This is a genomic window from Lacrimispora sphenoides JCM 1415 (genome assembly GCF_900105615.1).
GTDB lineage: Bacteria > Bacillota > Clostridia > Lachnospirales > Lachnospiraceae > Lacrimispora > Lacrimispora sphenoides.
Genome location: NZ_LT630003.1, coordinates 510,344 through 533,521, shown reverse-complemented (window position 1 = coordinate 533,521; position 23,178 = coordinate 510,344). Strand labels below are relative to the sequence as shown.

Annotated in this window: 21 protein-coding genes; 2 read left to right on the top strand and 19 right to left on the bottom strand. The window is 42.8% G+C overall.

Features of this window, described 5'->3' with window-relative positions:
* Nucleotides 1–52: 52 nt before the first annotated feature.
* Nucleotides 53–517: a YbhB/YbcL family Raf kinase inhibitor-like protein gene (locus tag BMX69_RS02265; protein ID WP_100043747.1), complete on the bottom strand. Its 465-nt coding sequence runs from the start codon at nucleotides 515–517 to the stop codon at nucleotides 53–55.
* A 100-nt stretch (nucleotides 518–617) separates the two neighbouring features.
* On the opposite strand from BMX69_RS02265, the gene BMX69_RS02260 reads away from it, so the two are divergent.
* Nucleotides 618–1,277, top strand: a complete 660-nt coding sequence (locus tag BMX69_RS02260) for a DUF3298 and DUF4163 domain-containing protein (protein WP_100041447.1) — start codon at nucleotides 618–620, stop codon at nucleotides 1,275–1,277.
* 185 nt (nucleotides 1,278–1,462) lie between these two features.
* Here BMX69_RS02260 and BMX69_RS02255 read toward each other — a convergent pair whose 3' ends face one another.
* Genes BMX69_RS02255 through BMX69_RS02245 form a run of 3 tightly spaced genes read right to left on the bottom strand, consistent with a single transcriptional unit; the run spans nucleotide 1,463 to nucleotide 2,631 of the window.
* Nucleotides 1,463–1,774 (bottom strand): carboxymuconolactone decarboxylase family protein, encoded by a 312-nt coding sequence (locus tag BMX69_RS02255; RefSeq protein WP_054789744.1) that lies wholly within the window; start codon nucleotides 1,772–1,774, stop codon nucleotides 1,463–1,465.
* Nucleotides 1,775–1,792: 18 nt separating this feature from the next.
* Nucleotides 1,793–2,041 carry a zinc ribbon domain-containing protein gene (locus BMX69_RS02250; RefSeq protein ID WP_025231926.1) on the bottom strand — a complete coding sequence of 83 codons (249 nt, stop codon included), beginning with the start codon at nucleotides 2,039–2,041 and terminating at the stop codon, nucleotides 1,793–1,795.
* Between the two features lie 14 nt (nucleotides 2,042–2,055).
* Nucleotides 2,056–2,631: a TetR/AcrR family transcriptional regulator gene (locus BMX69_RS02245; RefSeq protein ID WP_100041446.1), complete on the bottom strand. Its 576-nt coding sequence runs from the start codon at nucleotides 2,629–2,631 to the stop codon at nucleotides 2,056–2,058.
* Nucleotides 2,632–3,115: 484 nt separating this feature from the next.
* Between BMX69_RS02245 and BMX69_RS02240 the strand changes: the two genes are divergently transcribed.
* On the top strand, nucleotides 3,116–3,385 hold the full coding sequence (locus tag BMX69_RS02240) for a hypothetical protein (protein WP_054789743.1): 270 nt from the start codon (nucleotides 3,116–3,118) through the stop codon (nucleotides 3,383–3,385).
* Nucleotides 3,386–3,500: 115 nt separating this feature from the next.
* Here the strand turns inward: BMX69_RS02240 and BMX69_RS02235 are convergent, their stop codons facing one another.
* From BMX69_RS02235 to BMX69_RS24890, 15 genes are all read right to left on the bottom strand, one after another.
* On the bottom strand, nucleotides 3,501–4,484 hold the full coding sequence (locus BMX69_RS02235; RefSeq protein WP_054789742.1) for an aldo/keto reductase: 984 nt from the start codon (nucleotides 4,482–4,484) through the stop codon (nucleotides 3,501–3,503).
* Nucleotides 4,485–4,502: 18 nt separating this feature from the next.
* Nucleotides 4,503–5,453, bottom strand: a complete 951-nt coding sequence (locus BMX69_RS02230) for an ABC transporter permease (protein ID WP_054789741.1) — start codon at nucleotides 5,451–5,453, stop codon at nucleotides 4,503–4,505.
* A 5-nt stretch (nucleotides 5,454–5,458) separates the two neighbouring features.
* Complete coding sequence (locus tag BMX69_RS02225) at nucleotides 5,459–6,970, bottom strand: sugar ABC transporter ATP-binding protein (RefSeq protein WP_100041445.1); 1,512 nt, start codon at nucleotides 6,968–6,970, stop codon at nucleotides 5,459–5,461.
* Between the two features lie 37 nt (nucleotides 6,971–7,007).
* Complete coding sequence (locus BMX69_RS02220) at nucleotides 7,008–8,081, bottom strand: ABC transporter substrate-binding protein (RefSeq protein ID WP_054789740.1); 1,074 nt, start codon at nucleotides 8,079–8,081, stop codon at nucleotides 7,008–7,010.
* Between the two features lie 119 nt (nucleotides 8,082–8,200).
* Nucleotides 8,201–9,220 carry a LacI family DNA-binding transcriptional regulator gene (locus BMX69_RS02215; RefSeq protein WP_100041444.1) on the bottom strand — a complete coding sequence of 340 codons (1,020 nt, stop codon included), beginning with the start codon at nucleotides 9,218–9,220 and terminating at the stop codon, nucleotides 8,201–8,203.
* A gap of 298 nt (nucleotides 9,221–9,518) precedes the next feature.
* On the bottom strand, nucleotides 9,519–10,229 hold the full coding sequence (locus BMX69_RS02210) for a M15 family metallopeptidase (RefSeq protein ID WP_408610320.1): 711 nt from the start codon (nucleotides 10,227–10,229) through the stop codon (nucleotides 9,519–9,521).
* 221 nt (nucleotides 10,230–10,450) lie between these two features.
* The gene (locus tag BMX69_RS02205; RefSeq protein ID WP_166433221.1) at nucleotides 10,451–11,572 is read right to left on the bottom strand and encodes a sensor histidine kinase; all 1,122 of its coding nucleotides are present in this window, start codon (nucleotides 11,570–11,572) and stop codon (nucleotides 10,451–10,453) included.
* Nucleotide 11,573: 1 nt separating this feature from the next.
* A complete protein-coding gene (vanR, locus tag BMX69_RS02200; protein ID WP_100041442.1) occupies nucleotides 11,574–12,275 on the bottom strand; it encodes a VanR-ABDEGLN family response regulator transcription factor in 702 nt (233 codons plus the stop codon).
* 354 nt (nucleotides 12,276–12,629) lie between these two features.
* Nucleotides 12,630–15,083, bottom strand: coding sequence for a glycoside hydrolase family 2 protein (locus BMX69_RS02195; RefSeq protein ID WP_100041441.1), 2,454 nt, complete (start codon nucleotides 15,081–15,083; stop codon nucleotides 12,630–12,632).
* Between the two features lie 69 nt (nucleotides 15,084–15,152).
* Nucleotides 15,153–18,263, bottom strand: a complete 3,111-nt coding sequence (locus BMX69_RS02190) for an alpha-mannosidase (protein ID WP_100041440.1) — start codon at nucleotides 18,261–18,263, stop codon at nucleotides 15,153–15,155.
* 80 nt (nucleotides 18,264–18,343) lie between these two features.
* Complete coding sequence (locus tag BMX69_RS02185; RefSeq protein WP_100041439.1) at nucleotides 18,344–19,816, bottom strand: ABC transporter substrate-binding protein; 1,473 nt, start codon at nucleotides 19,814–19,816, stop codon at nucleotides 18,344–18,346.
* Nucleotides 19,817–19,847: 31 nt separating this feature from the next.
* Complete coding sequence (locus BMX69_RS02180; RefSeq protein WP_100041438.1) at nucleotides 19,848–20,783, bottom strand: carbohydrate ABC transporter permease; 936 nt, start codon at nucleotides 20,781–20,783, stop codon at nucleotides 19,848–19,850.
* A gap of 14 nt (nucleotides 20,784–20,797) precedes the next feature.
* Entirely contained in the window at nucleotides 20,798–21,685 is an 888-nt protein-coding gene (locus BMX69_RS02175) for an ABC transporter permease (protein WP_242941419.1), read from the bottom strand.
* A 55-nt stretch (nucleotides 21,686–21,740) separates the two neighbouring features.
* Nucleotides 21,741–22,796 carry a LacI family DNA-binding transcriptional regulator gene (locus BMX69_RS02170; RefSeq protein WP_100041436.1) on the bottom strand — a complete coding sequence of 352 codons (1,056 nt, stop codon included), beginning with the start codon at nucleotides 22,794–22,796 and terminating at the stop codon, nucleotides 21,741–21,743.
* Nucleotides 22,797–23,025: 229 nt separating this feature from the next.
* Nucleotides 23,026–23,160: a hypothetical protein gene (locus tag BMX69_RS24890; protein ID WP_278280706.1), complete on the bottom strand. Its 135-nt coding sequence runs from the start codon at nucleotides 23,158–23,160 to the stop codon at nucleotides 23,026–23,028.
* Nucleotides 23,161–23,178: the final 18 nt, after the last annotated feature.

Here is a 23,178-nt window from a genome sequence, read left to right as displayed (position 1 = left end):
CTCAACAAAACGTGATCCAGTAAATGATTGGACCTGCAGTATTATTGCAGTTTTACCGAAATCTTCCTACTAAACAGCACTCCTGTAAAATATGCCCTTTCATAGCAGCCAATAAATCCCGCTTTCTGGATTTGCCTGGCAGATCCAACATGCAATCCAAAGCATATACATTGAACTGATAGAGATGGGACCAGTTGAACGGCGGTTTTGGCCCGCGGTATCTGTTTCTTCCGTATCCACGTCCCTGAGTTGCCCCATTAAGTTCTGCAATATGGGATCCATGAGGGATGTTTTGGGGGATTGTCTCCATGACGGGAATATTCCAGATAACCCAATGATTATATGCGGGAATTGGGTGTCCCATATCATCCATTATGATAGCCAGGGACTTGGCGTTTTCATTTAAGGATGACAGATGCAGCTCTGGTGAAATGTCCTCTCCGCGCCCTGTGTATTGAATCGGTATAACGGCTTCGTTTTCAAAAGCCGGACTGGTTACTGTTAGTTGTTTTTTCATATAATCATCCTTTTCTATGTGAAACTCAGTGAATCCACTAAGCTCATAATTAAATCGATTTATCCATATATTATACAAACCTTCCATTTATGAGGCTCCCATGCAGATAATCTCTAAAAAAACGCTGACGGATATCATGCGATACAACGGGATCACTGTGTTTACCTATGCGATTCATTATCCCCAGTTTACCTCCTCATGCAGTTCCGACGCAGCGCAGAGTATTAATAAATTCTATGAATTCCGGTCGAGACAGTCTGAGGTCTACTGCCGAACCGTACTGTATCCTCAGGCTGTAGATCAGGCAAGGTACGTACAAAAAAATCAGTTTCCCTTTAACAGCTATCAATTTTTATCGGTTTTTCAGACAACATACAATAAGAAATGCATCACCAGCCTTTATACCGATCAATATATGTATCTGGGAGGAGCCCATGGAAATACGACCCGGGATTCCCAAACATGGGACTTTAATACCGGCAAGCAGCTGAGCCTCGAGGACTTTTTCCCTAACAATCCCCAATTTACGGAATATATTTTTAAAGGGATACAACAGCAGATAGAAGAACAGATGAAAACAACCCCCTCGCAGTATTTTGATGACTATGCATCTCTTCTGCGGGGTAACTTTAACATCAATGGATTCTTTATTAAGCCATCGGGGATTGTCATCTACTATCAGCAGTATGATATCGCTCCCTATGTAAGAGGAATCCCGGAATTTCTCTTTCCTTTTCAAGAAGGCTCTCCCAATGCCTGACTTTTTAAGCCAATGATATACACAGTGTACATCTTCACAAAGTGTTCACAGTTCTATCAAAGTTTTATCATATTTCCCCGGTATATTAATAATTACAAAGGGCAAAACCTTTTAAATCAAACTTTTTTTCATACCAGCCGGCAGGATCCCCCCATCTTGCCGGCTCCCTCCATATCTGGCCGTATTCACGCTTCCTCATCATATGCTTCCAAAGCTATGGGTAAGGACTTAACTATTGTATTCCCAACAGCGGGTAATCCCACCAGAATACTGCTAATAATTTCTTCTCTTGTTGCGCCTTTGGATTTTGCCATCTTAACATGGAACGGCAATCCACTTTCAAGACCAACGGCAGCCATCACCGCAAGATAGGCAAGTTCTTTCGTCTTTTTATCCAGTGCGCTTGCACCGTCCACTTTTTGTACCATTTCCATCCAAGCCTCTTGTACCTCAGGAGCTTCTTTTGCAAATGCCTGAAACGCTGGACTAACCTTCATATCATCACCTCTCCTTTTTTAACTATTGAAATATCCCTTCCATGCCGGAAGCTTTTTCATGCTGCTTTCGGCCATTTGGGCCGCAGCCTTTTCATCAAACCCCTGTGTTTTGATGATAAAGTTAGTCATACCTGCCTTCTTCTCTTCAAACGACTGCATAGAGCCGTCAGGTCGGGCGCAGTGTACACAATAATCCTTCGTTGTGTCACCGCAGGCAAATTCAGAAGCATCTGCCATTGGCATACCGCAAGCAATACAAACTTTCATTTTAAATCCTCCTTTTATTTTTTAATTAATTTTAAAAATGTTTCCGTAAGTTCAGAGCCATACCGCTCTACAATCGGCGTATCCGGTGAAAACAAATCTTTGTTTAATAAATAATAATGGATCAGACCCACCCATGTATTAAACAACAGGTACACAGGGATGTCCTTACATGTATTGTTTTCGCGCTCAAATACCTTGTTAAAATGGTAGGCAACAATGGATTGAATATTGGAAAACGTTAATCTTGCCTCCTCCGGCAATAAACTCCTTTCCGCGATCATTCGGATATAAAACTTCTCATGTCTGGCTAAAACATCTAAATGAGCCTTCAACAACTCTTCCATATTATCTTTTGTTTCCGCAAGACGGTGTATCTCCGATCCCAAAGCATCACCGAAATCCTGTATCAGACAGCAAAGCAGTTCATCCAATGATGAGAAATGGACGAATATTGTGCCGTGAGATACGCCCGCTTCCTTTGCTATAACAGCCGTTGTAGCTGAAAAGCCTTGTTGGGAATAAATCTGATATGCTGTTTCAAGTATCTTTTTTCTAGTATTTTCTTTTTGCAATTGCCTTTTTGATTTCAAACAATGACCTCCAACTCAGTGAGTATGTACTCATTATATTTTATTTTATATTGAGTGTCAAGATATATTTCATATTTTTTATAACTAATAATTACAACTTTAAATCCTTTAAGCGCAAGCAGAAGTTTTTTATAGAATCTAATTTATTCTCGGCTTACCAGGGGAGACAGGCTTTTCCTATATCTAAAAATCGAATTAATGAAGCAGTATGGATGCCTTCACCGATTCAAAGTAATTATTTACTTCAGCAGCAATTATTGTACATTTTTGCTTTATGCCCATTTAGCATGACATTCGCATAATTATATAGTTATGTAAAATCTTTTTTATATTATTAATTAGTTATATCAAATCAGTTTTAATCGTTTATTTAGTACTTTTAATAAGGTCGTGAAGCAACTTAACGCTGATCCTTAGACTTTAACACTGATCCTTAGACTTTAACACTGATCCTCAAACTGTAGAGGGAGACTGCAGCTCCCATATGAAGCCATACCACAGCCAGGCTTATAAGATCCATACGGCCATCAGCGCTTCCCAGTACATGGCAGAGGATACCTTTACAGACACAGCAGAAGGCTACAGGGACTTTTATGGAGGTGTCACAGCAAAACGGGCACTGGGCCTATGTGATTCCGGTATATTTCCAGTAGGTGATTTTGGAATCGACAAAGCCACGAAATCCTTTCAGAATTTCACGGCTTTGCTGGTCTCTCTCACTTCTCATGCAGTGATTGATCATTTTACCCCCTAATTCTACTATATAAAAAAGCAGCAGTCTTAAGAAATGATCTTTCAAGACTACCGCTCCTGATCAACGCTTCAGCTTCATAATTAATGATATAGCTCTGCTATTTTATAGCACCTGTTCACAAATTCTCAAATGGTTCCAGCACTTTATCAATCTTATCCATCATTTCATCATCAATATCCCAGGTGGTACATTGGATATTCTGTTCCAGCTGCTCCACAGTAGAAGCTCCTCCAATAATAGAAGTAACCTCCTCCTTCTGCCTCAGCCAGTTCAAAGCGACCTCATTCATTGGTTTCCCATATGCTTCTGCAATCTTCTTAATCTGTTCCGCACCATCAAAATACTGCCGGAATGCCGGTCCTGCCAGCTTGGGATTTGCATTTCTGATATCATTTTCAGAAAAGTTTAACCCTGAATGGAATTTACCGGCCAGAAGTCCCTGGAACAGCGGGCTGTACGGCAGAAATGCCTGACCGAACTTCCTCACATTAGGAAGTACCTCTTTTTCTGTCTTATAATCCAAAGGGATGCTGTGATAGCTCTCTGTATTCCGTTCCAGCATATTGTAAAGGCTCTGCTGGCAATGAACATCCGTATATTCCATCATCTTTTCTACATCTGTTTGTGAAAAATTACTCAATCCTATATAACGGATTTTTCCGGCCCTCTTCATCTCTTCCAGGGCCTCTGCGGTTTCCTCCAATGGCACATTGGGATCCGGCCAATGCATCTGATAGATATCCACATGGTCCGTCTGAAGTCTGGTCAAAGTTTCATCAATCTCTTTTAGCAGGCTCACTTTTGAGAGATTATTTGTTGTCTCATGCTTCTCATTCCATAGCAGACCGCCTTTGGAAGCAATCAGTACATTGTTTCTGTGACCGCCTTCCTTAAGTGCTGCTCCCAGAACTGTCTCCGAATGCCCCCAGCCATAAACCGGTGCCACATCGAAGAAATTTACTCCCATTTCAATAGCTGCATGAACAATCCGGGATGATTTCTTATCATCCATGGAATCCCAATCGCCTCCAAAATTCCAGCACCCAATTCCAACTACCGAGATTTTTTCTGCAATTTTTCCAACCTTCTTGTAAATCATAGCCTCTTCCTCCATCTATCAGCTTTTTCGCATTTTATCAATCACAACTGCTATTGCTATTAACGAGCCTATTATAATTTCCATGATAAACGAATTGATTCCAAGCAATGTTCCGCCCTGACGCAGCGTAGCCATAATCATAGCGCCAAGAACAGTACCGATCACGGAACCTTCTCCACCATCTAAACTCGCACCACCTACAACAGAAGCGGCGATTGCATCAAGCTCATAACCAACACCAGAGGTTGGTACCCCATTGCCAAGACGGGCTGCCATCAGAATGCCCGCAATTCCACAGACAATCGAAGAGAATATATACACTCCATACACCGTTGTAGAAATATTGATTCCGCTTAACCTTGCGGATTCTTTATTACTTCCATAAGCATAGATATTCCTTCCAAATACAGTTCTTCCTGTAATGAAAATACCCAGAAAAATAATCGCGAGCCAGGTCAGAAACATATTGGGGATTCCAAATACAGATCCTGATGCAAATGACGTAAAGCTCTGGGGAAGGTTGGATATGGTTTTGGCCCCTGTCATTAGCAGAATCACATTCCTGACAACCGTCATGGATGCCATGGTCGCAATGAACGGCGGCACTTTAGCATTATGTACCAGGACTCCGTTAAACAATCCAACGAATATACTTGCACCGATGGCAAACAGGATTGATAGAATGACCGGGATCCCGTTTACCATACACATGGAAACCACAATCCCCGACAAACCGACGACTGAGCCAACAGACAAATCAATACCGGATGACGTAATGACAAAGGTCATACCGATTGCTATAATTCCATAGATAGAAGCCTGCTTTAACAGCTTCATCAGTGTATCCACCTTTAAAAATACCGGTGACTTCACACCGAAGAACAAAAATAATACAATTAAAATTCCAACTAAGAGCAGCTCTGTCTGAAAACGAGACAGGAACAGATTTTGTTTTTTCTTCTCTGCCATAGCCTCTATGACTCCTTTCCTTTCATACCCGAAGCATAACGCATGATGTTTTCATCGGTAAACTCTTCCCGGGTAATGATTCCCATCTGACGTCCTTCATACATCACCATCATTCTGTCTGCAAGTCCCATTACCTCCGGAAGATAGGAGGATATAATGATTATGGTCTTTCCTTCCTTAATCAGTGATTCAAATACTTTATAGATTTCAAGCTTTGCCCCCACATCAACGCCGACTGTGGGCTCATCAAAGATAAACAAATCACTGTCCTGGGCCAGCCATTTTGATATAACTACCTTCTGCTGATTCCCACCGGACAGATTCTTTACCCGCTGGTAAACCGTAGGTGTCTTTGTCCTGAGTTTTTCTGCATAATGCCGGGCAATTTGCTCGCCTTTGCCTTTATTCATGACTCCCAGACGAGTGATTTGGCGTACTGCAACCATATTGGTATTGTCTGCAACCGACATTCCCAGTGCCAGGCCCTGAGCCCGCCTGTCTTCCGGGAGCAGTGCGATTCCGGCCTGGATTCCTTGAACCGGCCTGGTAAAATCTGCCGGTTTTCCCAAAAAGGTCACCTTACCCGAATTCTTGGCATCGGCTCCGAAAATCGCTCTTGCAATTTCAGTCCGACCGGAACCCACTAAACCAAACATGCCAAAGATCTCGCCCCGTTTTACTTCAAAGCTGATATGTTGAAAGGTTGTGCCCCTGGAGATATCTTCTACCTTTAGAATCGTCTCACCCGGTTCCACATGCTCAATCTGATACATATCATTTACATTTCTTCCCACCATCATGGAAATCAGGCGGTCTTCATCCGTATTTTCGATTTCAACGGTTCCTACCAGACAGCCGTCCTTTAAAACAGTTGCCCGGTCACAAATACGGAATATTTCTTCCATACGGTGTGAGATATACAAAACCCCTACGCCGTCCTGTTTCAGCTTCTGGATGATTCCAAACAGCTGTTTTGTCTCATCCGCCGTCAGCAGTGCTGTCGGCTCATCAAAAATGACTGCCTTTGCCTTTTGATGCATGGTTTTTCCAATAGCTACCATCTCCTGCTGTGCCACTGACAGCGTTCTGATAATCGCTTTCGGATCTACATGCACTTCGATGGAGTCCAGTGTTTCTTTTGTTTCCCTATACATGCGGGTATAATCTACGGTACCGAATTTTGTTCTGGGCAGCTGCCCCATAAAGAAGTTCTCAGCGACAGAAAGATGCTGCGCCAGATTTACATCCTGATACACTGCCCCCAATCCCAGAGATTGTGCATGAAACGGGGATTTGATGTCCTTTTTCTCCCCGTTTAAATAGATTTCTCCCTCAGTTTTGGCATAGACTCCCATCAGTATTTTAATAATTGTGGATTTACCCGCGCCATTTTCACCTACTAGCGCATGCACTTCTCCTGGAAGGAGCTCCAGGTCTACGCCGGAAAGCGCCCGTACACCTGGAAACTCCTTTACAATTCCTTTCATGGAGACAATGGGTGTTATTTGTTCCTGCATTTGCCAACCTCCATAAACTTTAGGCAATTGACTTTTATTATTTGCCCGGGTACAGCAGCTTCTGCACTTCCGGCACATCCAAATTGTCTTTGGTTACCAGAGTCGTAGCTGCTACAACATCATGTTCAACATTCTTGCCTTTTAAAGATGCAATTACGGAAAGTACCCCTTCATATCCCATTCCGTATGGATCCTGAACAACGATTCCAGTTAATGCACCATTTTTAATTGCTTCGATTTCCGTATCATCAGAATCAAATGCATAGGCAATGATACTTCCGGACTTCTCATTCTGGGCAATCGAATTCGCAATGCCATCTCCCATGTGGTTATTATCTCCGAAGATTCCGATTAAATCTGCGTTTGCAAGAATCAGGTTGTCAACTGCATCCTGTGCTTTTGCAATATCGTTGTCACAATACTGAGTCTCTATTAATGTAATATCAGGAACCAGTTCTTTCACCTTATCTGCAAATCCCTCACAACGAGCCTGATTTACAGCAGAACCGGAGTCCGCACTGATCACAGCAACCTTTTTACCGGCTGGATCGACTCCTGCTTCCTTCCACTGCTCCACCATTTTCTCAGCTGCCGTTGATGCAGCTGCGTAATGGTCGGTTGCCAGATGCTGGGTATAAACATTGGTTGCTAATTTATTATCAACAGTTACAACGGGTATCCCTGCTGCTACCGCCTCTTCTACAGCCGGAACGGTTGCCTCAGAGCTGATGGAGGCAATGACTATGCCATCTGGCTTTGCGGAAATTGCATTTTCAAGAATTGTAACCTGCTCATCAATTCCTGTCTCAGATGCCGGGCCGGCAGTCGTCACTTCAATCTCCCCATTGCTCTCAGCAGCTGCTGCCTTCGCCCCAAGCAATACCGTCTGCCAGTAGGAGGAGTCTGTTGCTTTGATAATCACCGTTACTTTGTAAGGACCTGATTTTGCCTCTGGTTTTGCCGGCTTTTCACTTTCCGCCGCCGTTGTTGCTGCCGTTGTTGCCGCCGCCTGAGTCGTTTCCGCGGACTTTGCGGTTGAATTTCCGCCGCATGCAGTCAGTGTTCCTGCCATCATGACCGTCATCATCAGTGCTAAAGCTCGTTTCTTCATAATAAATCCCTCTCATTCATATATGGTTTTTTTATATATCCGGGAGGACGTCTCTCCCGTGCATATACGTTGTCATTCAAATGTGGAACCGCTCCCACATTTGGTAAAAAAAACAAACGTTATCGGTTTGTTTTTTCTGAGCCGTTCAGCTCAAGCCTGCAGGGGGCCACCCAGATGCTTCTTTGTACATCCGGCTTATTCATCCGTTCCATAAGAAGCTTCATACTCATGCGCCCCATCTCGATCGTATCCCTGGATACGCAGCTGAATGGAAAACCCAGCACGTCCAGCATGGGAACATTATCAATTCCTACTACTGCAATATCACTCCCAATGGTAATACCGCTCTCTATCATAGCTTTAATAAAACCTATACTGGTACGGTTATTGCAAGTAACCATGCCTTCAGGAAGTTCTTTGCTGTCTATCATGCTTTTGGTAAGTGCATATGCCGTATCTATGGTAAAATCCCCCTTCAGCACATACTGCTCCGGAATCTCCAGTCCATTTGCCGCCATGGCATCCTGATATCCCCGAAACCTCTCTCTCGCTATTTTAAGCTGCATATCACCCTGGATAATGCCGATTTTGGTATTCCCAGCCTTAATCATGCTTTCCGTTGCAATATAACCGCTCTCGTAATTTTGAAAATAGATGGTATCCCACTGAGAATAATCAAAATCCCTGTCTACAATTACCACTGGTACATCCAGCTTCGCCAAAGCATTCTTTAATTTATCCACAGACTCTCTATCGCCGTAGCCCATGGCCGGTGTAATAATAACTCCCCGGACCCTCTGCTGTTCTAAGGCTGATAACGCCTTTAATTCTTTATCCCCATTATTTTGCGTGTCACAGTAGATGATAGAAAAACCATTCTGATCCGCTACTTCATTAATTCCCTTTAAGACTTCTCCAAAAAATGAATTGTCGATCTCAGGGATAACCACACCGATTGTGCTCCCGATTTGTTTGGAAAGGCTGACTGCTGCTGCAGATGGCTTATATTGATGTTCCTGTATGATTTTCTCAATCCTGCGCCTGGTCTCCTCATTTACATAGCCATTATTATTCAAAACTCTGGATACAGTTGATTTCGAAACACCTGCCAGTTCTGCCACTTCATGAATTGTCAGCATATCATTCTCCTTGCACTTCTTTTTCGGGTGTGGTACCGGTCCCTCATATTTTAATCCCATATTATCACAGCACTTTTTACATGTCAACTCTATTTTTTCAATATTTTTGGTTACTTTTTTACTTTTATCGTTATTAATATAAAACTTTTCCCCACTTATTTACTAATTTTATGGTACCGGTATCATAGAATCTGACCTCTTCTGCTGCTTTCTCGAATTTAATGAGCTAAACTAAATAATTTAATCTCACATCAGTTTGGAGGCTGACACAATCTTTGGTATGCTCTTAATCCTTTTTTCAATTTTTTTCTCTCAAATATTCCTCAAGGCAGAGGTTTTGATCCTGCATATCGGTGGCAGCCTTAATTCCTACATAGCGATAGTGCCACGGCTCATTGCTGACACCAGTGATTTCTGTTTTATCCGGCGGATAGCGGAGGATAAATCCATAACGGTAACCGTTTTGATTCAGCCATTTATAAACTTCACTTCCGCTTGATTGAACCCCATCCGCGTTGATATCCACTGCAATTCCCAATTGATGTTCGCTTGTACCGGGAATGGCGACCCATGTTTCTGCTTCGGCTTTTGCCTGGGAAGCGGAATATCCTTCCGCTTTATATGCGGCAATTTTTTCATCCATCAGGCTCTTCTGTTTCTCAGCCGTTCGGTATCCTGAAACGACCACGGGATAAACACCGTCAGACCTTGCTGCATCAAACAGTTTCTGAAGTGCTGGGTATATCCGTGTATCAACAGTTTGTCCATTCGATAATTCGGTCAAATCTACGTCGTAATCCTCCGGAATCGCCTTCCAGCGGTTGACTAAAATAAGGCTCCACGAAGTCTCATCGGTATCACTTTTTTCGGAGTCGGATGAACGAACGTTGAAACTGCCTGTCCCAACGGATAATATGGGTTCAGGCGAAACTTCTTTCAAGTTCAAACCATTGATGCAGTACCAGAGCAGGCCGATGACCGCTGCCACTGAGATCAACCGCAATATCATATGGTTCCTTCTCTTGTGTGAATGTTGTTTCAATGCTCTTTTCCTTTCATAGCCGCTAAAATTATTATTTTTATTAACCATCATAATTAAGTTCTCTCCTTTAAATGGCTGGGATGCAGGAAGCTCCTGCTGGTAAATATCTTACCAGACAGGAGCTTCCTGCATTTTAATATGGAGTTGTTAAATTCCTAAGAAAAGCCTAATATACGATTGATATCTTACTAATTCGTAACCGGAAGAGATACCGTAAAGGCCGTAATACCATCTTTGCTATCCGCCATTATCGTTCCTTCGTGCATGGTTATGATTTCCTTTGCAATGGCCAATCCCAAGCCAGCTCCACCTGTATTGGAAGCGCGGGCTTTGTCCAGCCGGTAGAATTTCTCGAAAATAGAGGATAATTCTTCCCCGGGGATCGTCGTTCCCTGATTTCGAAACGTAATCACCACCTTATGATCCCATTCTCCCGCGGAAATGGAGATTTCCGAATGGGGATTGCTGTAAGCCACCGCGTTTTTCAGAATATTATTGAATACACGGGCCAGCTGTGTGGGATCTCCATAAGCGGTCAGGTTTTCATCCGCGTGGACCGCAATGGTATTTCCCTTAGTGGCGAGAACCGGATAAAATTCGTCCGCCATTTGAACCAGCATATAGTATAAATCAACTACTTGTTTTTCAAGCTTGATCTGCTGCGAGTTATAGCGGGTGATCTCAAAGAACTCATTTACCAGATTTTCCAGCCGGTATGCTTTCTCCAATGTAATATGGACATATTTTGCCCTTTGCTCCAACGGCATGTCCGGAGCCTCGTCCAACAGGCTTAGATAACCAATCACAGAAGTGAGCGGCGTCCGTATATCATGAGCCAGATACATGATGAGGTCGCTTTTCCTCTGCTCTGCTTCCTGGGCACGGTAAGCACGGTCAGCCAAAGTCTTGCGGACAGTGTTCAGCTTCTCCTCAATGGCGGCCATTTCAGGAACGAGTTGAATGAACTCATCCTGTTCTGATACCAGAGCATCAATCCCATGATTGATTATATCGAAATACCGGGTGAACCGCTGGATAAAAATGAACAATAACAGAAAAAATACGATAAGCGCAGCACCAAGGAAAAAGAGTCCAAAATTATAGCGGAACACATAGTGATAAGCGGTAAATGCTTCTTCTTGCGTCATGTGCAGGAACCTTTGGAAAAACTTTACCAGAAGGTTGCCTACTTTGCCTTTCCAAACCATCATATAGATGACTACAATCACGGAAAATGATATAACTGCCATAATTATCAGCTGCCAAAGCATCTTTTGCCTGAACTTTCTGTATCCAGATGCTTCCTGCATATTATAGTTCAATTTTATACCCCACTCCCCAGATTGTCTTAATATATTGCGGATTCTCTACAGTATCCCCCATTTTTTCCCGTAAATGGCGGATATGGACGGTAATGGTGTTATTGCTTTTCGTATAATACTCGTCTTTCCAGATTTCGCGGAAAAGTTCTTCCGCGCTGACCACTTTTCCTTTTCGTTCTAAGAGAATACGAAGAATGTAAAACTCGGTGGGCGTAAGATCCAGTGGTTTTTCATTCAAAAGGCATTCATGGGTGCTGCTATTCAACACCAAACCGGAATGCACGATGATACTTTCTTCGGTGGTATTTGCCTGAGCTGAATTATACTTTTTATAACGCCGAAGCTGTGCCTTTACCCGAGCTACCAGCTCCAACGGACGAAATGGTTTAGTAATATAATCATCGGCTCCCAGGGTGAGCCCGGTAATCTTATCAATCTCCTGGTCCTTGGCTGTCAGCATGATGATAGGGTAAGCATGCTTCTCCCTAATCTTCTGGCAGAGTGTAAAACCGCTCATATCCGGCAGCATGATGTCCAAAATTGCAATATCAAGCTCCGTAGTCTCAATGCAAGCAAGAGCCTCTTTTGCCGTATAAAACTTAAATACCGAATAATTTTCATTTTGTAAATAGAGTTCTACCAAATCTGAAATCTCGTGCTCGTCATCTACGACAAGTATTTTTTCCTGCATCGATTTTAATTCCTTTCCCTGAACGTCAGTTATGTATGATTTTACCATTTTGTATGGGGCTGATTTTGATTTTTTCCATGATAAATCATTAAGATTTTCTTAAGTATATCGTTTGGGTTTGATCTTAGGCGCATACGAACGTATTATTCCCATGTGTAATGTGTATCATGCCTTTTATTGCTAATATCTTTTTCTTCTGTTTATCATTTACAATTTCAGCTAAAAGGCAGAGCCGGATGAAACGTTATAAAAACGTCTCATCCGGCTCTGCCTTTTTAATAATCATCTTTGACTCAGGCCCAATCTTTATCCTCTCATTCGAAGCAATCCAGGCGCCCTCTAAACAAGTGTTATTTACCGGATATCAAAGACACTTCTTAAATGCAGTCCCTGAGGCAAACCGCTGATAATGCTCACCCGCTTTTCCCCCGCCTCCATATCAAAATAATTATCGGTAAGAACCAGATCCTCATTCTCATTGAGAATCTCAACCGATTTGGCATATGCCTCTGCCGTAATGATGATGTCTGCCCCCTCCATGCGCCATGAAAGCTCCGGTTGTTCGTAGCGGTAGAATTTGGGCATGGTAAAAATGGCTGTTCCCTCAGAAATCACCACTCCGTCCTGTTCACAGGCAAAGTGTACATGATCCTCATAAAGGCTGGCCTCCGAACAATCTACCTTATCCAGCCATATGGTGCTCATTGCAGAGACCTTTCTTTCAACGATCATTTCTTTTCCAATTATTTCTGATTTGGCATTGCGCAGAGAATATCGCACTTTCACCAACTGCTCATTCATCGTCTCATTGGCCACATTTAAGCGAAAGCTTTTCTCTAACGGATAAGGACGTGTGTTAATATTTGGATTCTGGGAAAGCTGCCCCTCCTCTTCACAGGAAATCATAATCGGAGCAAAAAACCTTTTCTCATAATAATGAAGCGCTTTCCAGCGTCCGAAATAGTCAATGGATGACCAGGAAGTCACTGGCCAGCAATCATTTAACTGCCATACAATAGCTCCCATACAACGTCCCCGGTGACGCCGCCAATGTTCCACCGCATACTTCATGGCTTCTCCCTGCATTAACTGGGATACATATACCAATGTTTTTAAATCAGTTGGATATAAAAAGGTCTGAGCCATGTAGTTCATCATCTTGGCATAGCCCATATTGCTTCTCTGGTGGCGCTCCATCACATAAGAGAACAAATTCCGGTCATCCTCGCCGGTAAAGCTTTCGATGGTCTTATACGCCGGCATTGCTTCAAATCCGAATTCCGAAGCATAGCGGAACATCTGTTTGCGGTATTCCGTAAATGGCTTGAACCCGTGCCATACCGCCCAGTAGTGTGCATCTCCCCGATTTGGGTCATTGGGAAAATCATAACCGCCTCCTGAGGAAGGGCTTGAAGGCCAGTAGAAGGTGTCCGGATCTTCACTCTTAATGATTTTGGGAATGATATATTCAAATATCTTAATATAATCTGCGCGCAGAGACACAGTTTCTTCAAAGCTTCCATACTCTCCTGCAAGGATCAGCTCTTCCAGCTCATTATTTCCGCTCCAGAGCCCCAGACAGGCGTGATGGCGCAGCCTTCTCACATTTTGAACCAATTCTTTTGTAATATTCTCCTCAAATTCCGGAGTCAGCAGATAGGTAGAACAGCAGAACATGCCATCCTGCCAAATGATCAATCCCATCTCATCACAAAGATCAAAAAAGTAATCATCCGGATAGTAACCTCCGCCCCATACCCGGACTGCATTGTAGTTGGCTAGTATACACTGAGTCAGCAATTTTTTTGTTGTCTCCCTGCTTACCCGGGGAACCAGACAGTCTTCGGGAATATAATCCGCCCCCATGGCAAAAACCTTAACTCCATTTACTTCATGGGCAAAGCTCTCCCCCCACTCATCCTTTTCAACCGCCATGGTCATGGTGCGAAGACCAATGCGTGCGCTATACACATCCTGGAGGTCGCCTCCAATATAAAACTCAACCTCCACCTGATAAAGAGGCTGATCCCCAAGACCGTTGGGCCACCAAAGTCTGGGATTTTCAATTTCTATGTTTTCCGGGCTGTTCTCATAGATATTCAACCTGCCCTCAGGGTCGGTAATCCGTACTATCGTCTCTATCTTTTCTGCATCTCCGGCCATCGCTCCATTGATTTCACGCTCGGTAACCAGGTTTAAGGTAACCCGCCCATCCATATGCTGCTGGCGGATATGAACATTGGATAGACGTCCCTTTTCCACCACCACAATAGATGCTTCCTTATAAATCCCCATGTCTGGCAGGCGGGGTGCCCAGTCCCATCCGGACATGCAGCTGGATTTTCTCAGATAGGGAAATCCGTCCAAAGTATCGGTATTGCAGGGGATTCTTCCATTTTTTTCAATCTGCTCATTCATATAGTGAATGGGGGATTCAAATTCCACCCGCAGATGGTTCGTTCCCTTTTTCAATGCGTGATTCACAGGAAACTCAAAGGTATAGAACATATTGTCGGTATATCCTACATGGATATCATTCAGGTAAACGTTAGAAATGGTGTCTACCCGGTCGAAATGCAAAAAGTACTGCTTTCTCTCGTCGATTTCTTCTATAAATGCAAAGTCATTCCGATAGGTATAATCCTTTTCCGACAAGCTTGTCAGAAGGGTTGCATTATCCCGGTAAAAGGGATCATCAATACGCTTATGGTTCAGCAAATCGTAATAGAGGGAAAAAGGAATCTGCGTATTTAATGTCTCTCCTTCATAATCCAGTCTCCACCCCTGATTTAATAATATTTTATTCATCGAAACTGCCTCCCCATCCTTATAGGCACAAGGCTCTGATTTTGAAAGGACTTGTTCATGTTTTCTTCCTCACTTATCCAGATTCACTCTGTATGTCTTAACCTCAAAGGGCTTGATGGTAAAGGTAAATCCATCCTCTGTTTTCTCTACCTCACCTTCAACCGGTTCCTCCATGAGATTGCACTCGGTCACCGTCAGCAACCTGCTATCCATGCCAAAGGTAAGCGTTGCCGTAGTCTTTGTGTTTTCGCTTTCGTACAGCCGGATGATGATTCCATTTTTATCTTCCGCCATCTTCACCGTCTCCACAATCACATTTTTCCGGTCTGTCCATAAAAAGCTGTCCTGTTCCTTTGGTGCTCCTGCAAGTACAACGTGAGAAGGATAATTCAGTTTATAGCCCTCTCGAATGGTATCTCCGTCGTAAAGGCTTCCCTCATGGGGATAGAGCGAGTAGGTAAAGAAATGCCCCTCCTGATCGGTGGTCTTATTCGGCTCAATACCGGATTTAATCAGCGTCAGGGATACACAGCCATTCTTTACCGAATGTCCATATTTACAGTCATTTAATACGCTGACGCCATAATGGCCTTCGGATAAATCCACCCACTTATGTCCGCAGCTTTCAAATCGCGCCTTATCCCAGCTGGTATTTTGATGCACTTTGCGCTTCAGGTTTCCAAACTGAATGTCAAATGCCGCTTCATCCGAATGAATATCCAGAGAGAACTCTACCTTCAGCAGACACTGGCTGTCCTTCCAGTCCACATAAGTATCAAAGTCTATACGCTTTGCATGTCTGTAAAAGCTTATCTTTTGTACAATCAATGAATTGCTTATTCTTCTCTTTATCTTAAGCACCGCACTTACCGGACCGTTGGTCATCCATTCAAACTTATCCACCTCATCAGCAATCCAGCTTTTTTCCGTATGGAATATGTCAATATCCCAGTTATCATAATAGATAGGCTTATCTTCAAACATCCGGAACTGATTTGCGCACCTGCCCTCCTGGACCAGCTCACGCCCGGCAGCTTTGTCATATATGGAGGTAAACATTCCCGCCTGATCCATCTCCACCCGGTAAAATGGCGTTTCAAAACGGGAACCATCACCGGAAATCCGAGCGGTAACGTCCCCGCTTTTTTCCGGCTCATTCGTATAGGTGTTATACCCTTTGGAGCTAAGACGCTCCAGATATACGAAGTTGGTACTTTCTCCTTCCTGAATGGGATAAGTATGTCCCTTTGCATCCTTAAGGCTTCCTGTCACCTCTTTTGGCAGACTTACTACATCACTGCGGTCAAAGGACAGCGTATTAAACACGGTTATTTTACCTTTTTGCCTGCACAACGAATCAAGGCTCTGCTGAATCAATTGACCACCAATGTGATTAATTTCCTCATACTCTTTCCGGGTTACTTCGTACACTTCCTTAATGGAAGTTCCCGGTAAAATATCATGGAACTGATTCAAAAGTATTGTCTTCCACAACTGATCCAGCTCTTCAGACGGATAGTTACACCCTTTCATAGCGCATAAAGTCAGGAAAAATTCAGCATCCATCATCATCACTTCGCTTTTGCGGTTAGCCCGCTTGTTTCGTGCCATGGAGGTGTAGGTTCCCCGGTGATACTCAAAATAAAGTTCTCCTTCCCAGGTCTCCAGACGGCAGTTATCTTTTACCCGCTCATACAGCTCATCAAAGTACTGTCTGGTAAATTTCTGTTCCACTTTGGGAATTCCTCTGATACCTTTTTCCATGCGCTTAGAGGTTTCTAACATTTCCCTTGTGGGGCCTCCTCCTCCGTCTCCGTAGCCATAAGAAATCAGAATATCATTGTTGAATTCCTTATTTTGATAACGTTTCCACCCGCCCATAATGGCATCAGGATGCAAAATCCCATTGTAGGTAGTAAAAAAGTCGTCTTCACTCTGGCCCACACCGAGGGTTGTAATGAGGTGGGTAAATACCTCGCTTCCGTCAATTCCTCTCCACATAAAGGTATCATTGGGAACCTTATCCACCTGATTCCAGGAAAGCTTTGTGGTCATAAAATAATCAATACCGCTCTTCTTCATAATCTGAGGCAGGGAACCAGAGTACCCAAACACATCCGGCAGCCACAGTTCCCGGCATTCAATGCCGAACTCTTCCCGAAAGAAACGCTTCCCATACAGAAACTGACGGACCAGAGATTCGCCGGAGGTAAGATTTGTGTCGGCTTCCACCCACATGCCGCCCTCCACTTCCCAGCGCCCCTCCTTTACTTTGGCTTTCACCTTTTCATACAAATCCGGATACCGCTCTTTTAAAAACACATAAAGCTGAGGCTGGCTGGACATAAATTTATAGTTTGGATATTCGTCCATTAATTTAAGAACAGTAGAAAAACTTCTTGCCACCTTTTCTCTGGTCTGCTCCACCGTCCACCACCAGGCAACGTCAATGTGGGTATGTCCGATGCAACTTGCAATCACATCATGATAACCCGACATCTTAACATACAGAGCCTGTTCAATATAATTGACTGCCTTGTGTACAGAAGTATAAAATTCCGCGGAATAAGGCGTCCTTAAATCCAGCAGGTTGATGGTGTTGTTTAAAACCGTCTCAAGGTCGAGCCGTATTTTGTCATCCTTGTCCATCCGGGTAAACGCCTGCAGCGGAACTAAAAGATCAAAATACAACTGCTCAATTAGCAAATCAACCTGCTGCATCTCAAGAAACAGGTTAAATTCCGAATGAAGTGTACCTGTATACGCCTGTAAATCAAAGATGTAGTTTTCTCCCCGCATGGCATGATCGGTAAGATGAACGACCCGGTGATTCATATCCAGCCCCTGGATCGCTGTTTTATTCAGAAACAACAAAAACTGAGGGTTTTTCCCGTCATCCCACTCGTCAACCTGGGTTTTTACCCCCAGCCGAAGAGTCTTTCCTTCCTGTTCATCTTCCACCTGATAATTTGCCCTGAACCAGTAATGGGCGTCGGGGCCATACCATTTCATTTTCTGCTGGTCAAATTTCTCCCATGGCTGCACATTTGCATCCGCATCCTCCGGGTAGAAAAATCTCCCTTTTTTAAATTCAATCTCTTTGATACGCTCTTTTTTTACAATTGCCAGCTCTTTCAGCTGATTGCAAATAACCTCAATCCGTTTATCAATAAACCACATAATGTCTCCCTGCATCTTCGCTCATTATCAGCTTTATTATTTTACAAAAGGGGCATATTCCACATGCCCCTTTCATCTCTTTATTTTGCGGCATTCACCTGTGCCTGAGCTGTAGCAAGAATCTTTTCATATCCTGCTTTATTCAGCTCCTCCCTCATGGTCTTTACCAATTCTCGGGGTTCTCTGGCACCCGTCCAGAGTTCAGCCTTATACTTCTCATATACTGCCGTACAATTTGCAATTTCTGTTTTTACCTCACTGGTATCCATATCAAATCCAAGCATAACCGAAGGAGCCGCTTCAGCATTTAATTCCTTTACCTCATCCCACTGGTTAAATTCATCACTAATAAGCTGACCCACAATAAAGAAGGTTCCCTGAGTATACCCGGCCATGCCCCAATTTGAATTCAGTTTGTTTATCTTTTCACCTTCATAGACAAAGTTTTCACCTTCCACACCATAGAAGAACCAGTTTCTTACCTTTGGATCCGTGTTCACAAGATTAAGAAGCTGCAGCGCTTTCTCCGGATTTTCACAACCTGCAGAAATGCCGTTTAATGATCCTCTAACAGTGGTGTTGGACACAACGGTTTCGCCAAATTTTACTGCCACACAGTCATCAATGCCATTCTGAGGACCCCATATGTTCTTAGCAGCACCGCTCCAGCCCTGAGCGGTAAAAAATGTTCTGTATTTGTTTGCATCATCCGCATTTGGCGCATCACCATTGATGATGCCTTCTATGTACATCTTATGGATAATATCCAGTTCTTTCAGTACCTCTTCATCCTCCAGCGGATTTACCACAGTCCTGGTCTCATCATTGTACTTTACACCCAAAGGTACAAGGCCTGCACCTATCTGATCGAAGAAGTTGGTAGCAAGGAATTCTGCTCCGTTTTTGGACATATAATAGGGGGCAGAACCCTCACCAGTCTTGACCGCCTTTAAGGCTTCATACAGCTTCTCATAATCTGTTACATGTTCAAAATCAATCTTATATTTATCTGCAATGGCTTTATCCCAGATAAAATACTGGGAAGACGAGCTGTCTTTGTAGGTTGGCACTGCATAAACCCTGCCGCCGATGGAGGTCGCCTTCCAGTAATCCTCCGGCACCATTTGATACAGGTCAGGAGTCTTTTCCTTTAGCAAATCTGTAATATCCAGAAATGCTCCGGTATTTACCTCTGAATTATAACGATTCATATCCGTAAAAAGAATATCAAACTTCTCGCCCGAGTTGACGATTACGCTTCGCCGTTTATCCCAGTCACCCCAAGGAACAATCTCCATCTCAACATTTACACCGATTTTTTCTTCCAGGTAAGGATTCAACTGTTGAAGCCAAGAGTCATAATTTTCCGGCATTCCATTTCCAACCTGAATCCATTTAATCGTTACCACTTCGCCATCAGCCGTTCCTTCTTTCGCTTCCGTTACTTTTGTCTCTTTGTTGCTCATTACCGCACTGTTTCCACCGCATCCGGCCAGCATGGATAGCCCCAAAACCGATACTGTAAAAAGCCCCAATATTTTTTTCTTATTCATAATACCTCTCCCTTCTTTTTTTGAATAAGTTCTATCCTTTCACTGCACCAACCGTAAGTCCTGAAATAAAATATCTCTGGAAGAACGGATAGGTGCAGGCAATTGGTACAATAATTATAATCGCCATCGCCATTCTCGCCCCTTCTTTAGGCATGTTATTCATATACTGCTGTAAAGTCACACCTAACGAAGGGTTCTTTGCCATCATCTCCATATTTCTCTGAATATGATCCAGTAAGGATTGGATGGAAAATAATTTGGTATCTGTTATGTACAGAGAAGACTGAAACCAGTCATTCCAATAAGCGAAAGACAAAAACAATGCAATGGTGGCAACAATGGGCTTGGACAGCGGGAATGCAATCCGTGCAAAGATGGTGAAATGACTGGCTCCGTCTATCTGGGCGGATTCTACAATGGATTCCGGAATATTCAGCTTAAAAAATGTTTTACAGATAATTACATGAAACGAACTGACACACAGGGGCAGAATAAGCGCCCACAGTGTATTTTTCAGATGTAGAAACTGGGTGTTGATTACATAAGAGGAAATCATACCCCCATTAAAAATCATGGGAATGAATACAACCATGGTAAAAAATGAGTTAAATTTAAATTTTCGGATTGACAGCACATAACCCATAAGAGTGGTCAGAATAACCCCAAAAGCTGTTCCTGCCACCGTTACTGCTGCCGATATGCCCAGTGCCCTTATGATCATCTTTCCTTCCTTCCACAAAAAGAGGTAGGATTCCAACGAAAACTCTTGAGGCCAGAAACGGTATCCGTTCAATTTTATAGACTGCTCAGATGAGATAGAAATAATAAACACAAAAACAACCGGGATAATACAAATCAACGCAAACAGAATGAAAAGAACGTTAAAGCTGATGTTGATTGCGGGTGATATGCGGTTAAGTGTTGAGCTGTCGGCCATATCCATATCTTTTACTGCTCTTTTTCTCATTTCAGTTTTCCTTTCTAAATGATTGAACTTTCGTTATCAATCTTTTTCACAATCGCATTTGCCGCAAGAATGGTAATACAACATGCCACCGACTGGAAGAAGGATGCCGCCGATGTCATCCCGATTGGAGTTGCTGACTTCAATGCATTAAACACATAGGTGTCAATGGTTGCAACCGAATTGAAAATCGAGCCCTTAGCCCCCTGTGACAACTGGTAAAAAAGTCCGAAATCAGAATAGAAAATCTTGCCCACATTCAAAATGAACATCATAATAATTACATTTTTTAGGCTGGGAAGCGTAATATATCTGGTCTGCTGCCATTTGCCTGCACCATCAATCACCGCCGCTTCATAGAGCGTCTGGTCAATTCCCGAAATACTGGACAAATAAATAACCATGTTATATCCTGTACTCTTCCACAAATACATAATAACCAGAATAAATGGCCATACATTTTTGTTCATGTACCACTGATTTGCCGTTTTTCCTACATCTCGCATCATATTATTAATCAGACCGTTGTCATAATTTAAAAACGCATCCAGAAAATATGCTGCAACAACCCAGGACATAAAATAAGGGAAAAACATCAGCGTTTGATAGACTTTGGATCTTTTTCTGCTATGGAGCATATTCATCATAATGGCAAGTATTACTGCAAGTGCAGTGCCCATAACAATAAAAATCAGATTGTAAACAATCGTGTTTCTTAATATCACATACAAATCATTGGATTTAATCAGAAACTCAAAATTCTTAAATCCCGACCATTCGCTATGGATAACATTATAGATGAAACCTTTCCCAGGCTGAATTTTATAATCCTTAAAAGCGATAATAAGTCCAAACATGGGCATAAAGCAAAACAAAATATACCAAACGGTTGTGGGCACCGCCATCAGGGTAAGTTCCCAGTCACCTTTTGTAGCCTTTCTCTTTTTTGCCTTTGTGTTACTATTTAATGTTTTCAACCTTATCCCTCTTTTCAATTCGTTCCTCATCTTCCAAATTCAGATTTTTCACTGAATTCCGATAAATGATTTCGCCTTCAATCCGTCTTGTCTCGGGTTTCTTATCAGGTTTTTCAATGTTTTCGATTATCTGCCTGACAGATACTTTTCCAATTAATGAAGCATTCACTGCTACGGTAGTAAGCTGGGGATCCGTCAGCTTGGCATAAATATCATCATCAAAACTTCCTATGGAAATATCATCCGGCACTGTATACCCATGATTATTCAGAGTTCGTGTCAGCCGGAAGGCCGTTTCATCACAGTTACAAATAAAAGCAGTGGGCATCTCTTTTGGCAGCTCTATATCAACAGCTTTTCCCTCCAGACTCCGGTCAGGAATTACCCAATCGTCTCTTAACTGCATGTTTTTTTCCAACATAGCCCGCAAAAAGCCAAGATAACGGTCGGTAATACTTGTAGTGGAATTAATGGTTCCTACAAATCCAATCTTTCTGTGACCCATCCGGATAAGATACCGGGTCATGTCGTACATACTGTAAATATTCTCGGACACCACCGAATCTGAACGGTGCGTCCGGTCATAGATATCCACGTAAACCTTGGGAATATCAATTTCCTTAACCTGTTCACGTACCTCTTGATCTAAAAGACCCAAGACGAGAATCCCCTTAAAAAGATTCTCGTTCTTTATCATAGAAATATCATCGCAAATAGTCGCAGGGCTGGGTGTGAGCATCATGGTGGAATAATTATAGCGGCCAAGCTCTCTGACAATTTTCTCATACATGCGCATATAAATAGCCCCGCCGCCACCTTCTGAGATAAAGCGGCCATTCATAATGATGCCAATCTTCTTTCGTTCAGTTTCCTCTTGGACCGGCATAATATATCCCTGTCTGGCAGCAGCCTCTTTAATCTTATTCTTTAATTCCTCGCCCACTCCTTCTTTATCATTCAGAGCTTTGGACACCGTTACCTTACTGATTTTCAGTTCATCTGCTATACTTTGCATGGAAACCTTACGTTTTTTCATCATCTTTTTCTCCAAAACCTTTACTTTAGTTAACTTTAACTAATTGTAACTTAACACATTTTTGTATGATTTGTCAATTATATTTTTGTTTTATATATTTTTTTGTTTTATTTGAATAATTTCCAACTTACATTTTAGTATATTTTTCCTTTATTTTCTTCATATTAAAAATATCAGCTTTTATTGTAAGGTTACAACATGTGCATATTCATTGTTCATCAGCATTTACTTTTCACCACTCCTCTTTTGCTTCATCATAGCAGCCAACAACCGTATCAAAAAAATCTCCGTATCCGATTCGCTTCAATATAAACCGTGCGTTTCTGCTGGAAGAGCAAAAGCAACGGCACATCGGAAGACTTTTCACAAGACCTTCTCCATGTGC

Excerpts from the sequence above, each read along its gene's own strand:
- BMX69_RS02265 (WP_100043747.1), bottom strand. The coding sequence starts at position 517 with ATGAAAAAACAACTAACAGTAACCAGTCCGGCTTTTGAAAACGAAGCC.
- BMX69_RS02260 (WP_100041447.1), top strand. The coding sequence starts at position 618 with ATGCAGATAATCTCTAAAAAAACGCTGACGGATATCATGCGATACAAC.
- BMX69_RS02255 (WP_054789744.1), bottom strand. The coding sequence starts at position 1,774 with ATGAAGGTTAGTCCAGCGTTTCAGGCATTTGCAAAAGAAGCTCCTGAG.
- BMX69_RS02250 (WP_025231926.1), bottom strand. The coding sequence starts at position 2,041 with ATGAAAGTTTGTATTGCTTGCGGTATGCCAATGGCAGATGCTTCTGAA.
- BMX69_RS02240 (WP_054789743.1), top strand. The coding sequence starts at position 3,116 with ATGAAGCCATACCACAGCCAGGCTTATAAGATCCATACGGCCATCAGC.
- BMX69_RS02235 (WP_054789742.1), bottom strand. The coding sequence starts at position 4,484 with ATGATTTACAAGAAGGTTGGAAAAATTGCAGAAAAAATCTCGGTAGTT.
- BMX69_RS02230 (WP_054789741.1), bottom strand. The coding sequence starts at position 5,453 with ATGGCAGAGAAGAAAAAACAAAATCTGTTCCTGTCTCGTTTTCAGACA.
- BMX69_RS02225 (WP_100041445.1), bottom strand. The coding sequence starts at position 6,970 with ATGCAGGAACAAATAACACCCATTGTCTCCATGAAAGGAATTGTAAAG.
- BMX69_RS02220 (WP_054789740.1), bottom strand. The coding sequence starts at position 8,081 with ATGAAGAAACGAGCTTTAGCACTGATGATGACGGTCATGATGGCAGGA.
- BMX69_RS02215 (WP_100041444.1), bottom strand. The coding sequence starts at position 9,220 with ATGCTGACAATTCATGAAGTGGCAGAACTGGCAGGTGTTTCGAAATCA.
- BMX69_RS02210 (WP_408610320.1), bottom strand. The coding sequence starts at position 10,229 with ATGATATTGCGGTTGATCTCAGTGGCAGCGGTCATCGGCCTGCTCTGG.
- BMX69_RS02205 (WP_166433221.1), bottom strand. The coding sequence starts at position 11,572 with ATGCAGGAAGCATCTGGATACAGAAAGTTCAGGCAAAAGATGCTTTGG.
- vanR (WP_100041442.1), bottom strand. The coding sequence starts at position 12,275 with ATGCAGGAAAAAATACTTGTCGTAGATGACGAGCACGAGATTTCAGAT.
- BMX69_RS02195 (WP_100041441.1), bottom strand. The coding sequence starts at position 15,083 with ATGAATAAAATATTATTAAATCAGGGGTGGAGACTGGATTATGAAGGA.
- BMX69_RS02190 (WP_100041440.1), bottom strand. The coding sequence starts at position 18,263 with ATGTGGTTTATTGATAAACGGATTGAGGTTATTTGCAATCAGCTGAAA.
- BMX69_RS02185 (WP_100041439.1), bottom strand. The coding sequence starts at position 19,816 with ATGAATAAGAAAAAAATATTGGGGCTTTTTACAGTATCGGTTTTGGGG.
- BMX69_RS02180 (WP_100041438.1), bottom strand. The coding sequence starts at position 20,783 with ATGAGAAAAAGAGCAGTAAAAGATATGGATATGGCCGACAGCTCAACA.
- BMX69_RS02175 (WP_242941419.1), bottom strand. The coding sequence starts at position 21,685 with ATGGCGGTGCCCACAACCGTTTGGTATATTTTGTTTTGCTTTATGCCC.
- BMX69_RS02170 (WP_100041436.1), bottom strand. The coding sequence starts at position 22,796 with ATGATGAAAAAACGTAAGGTTTCCATGCAAAGTATAGCAGATGAACTG.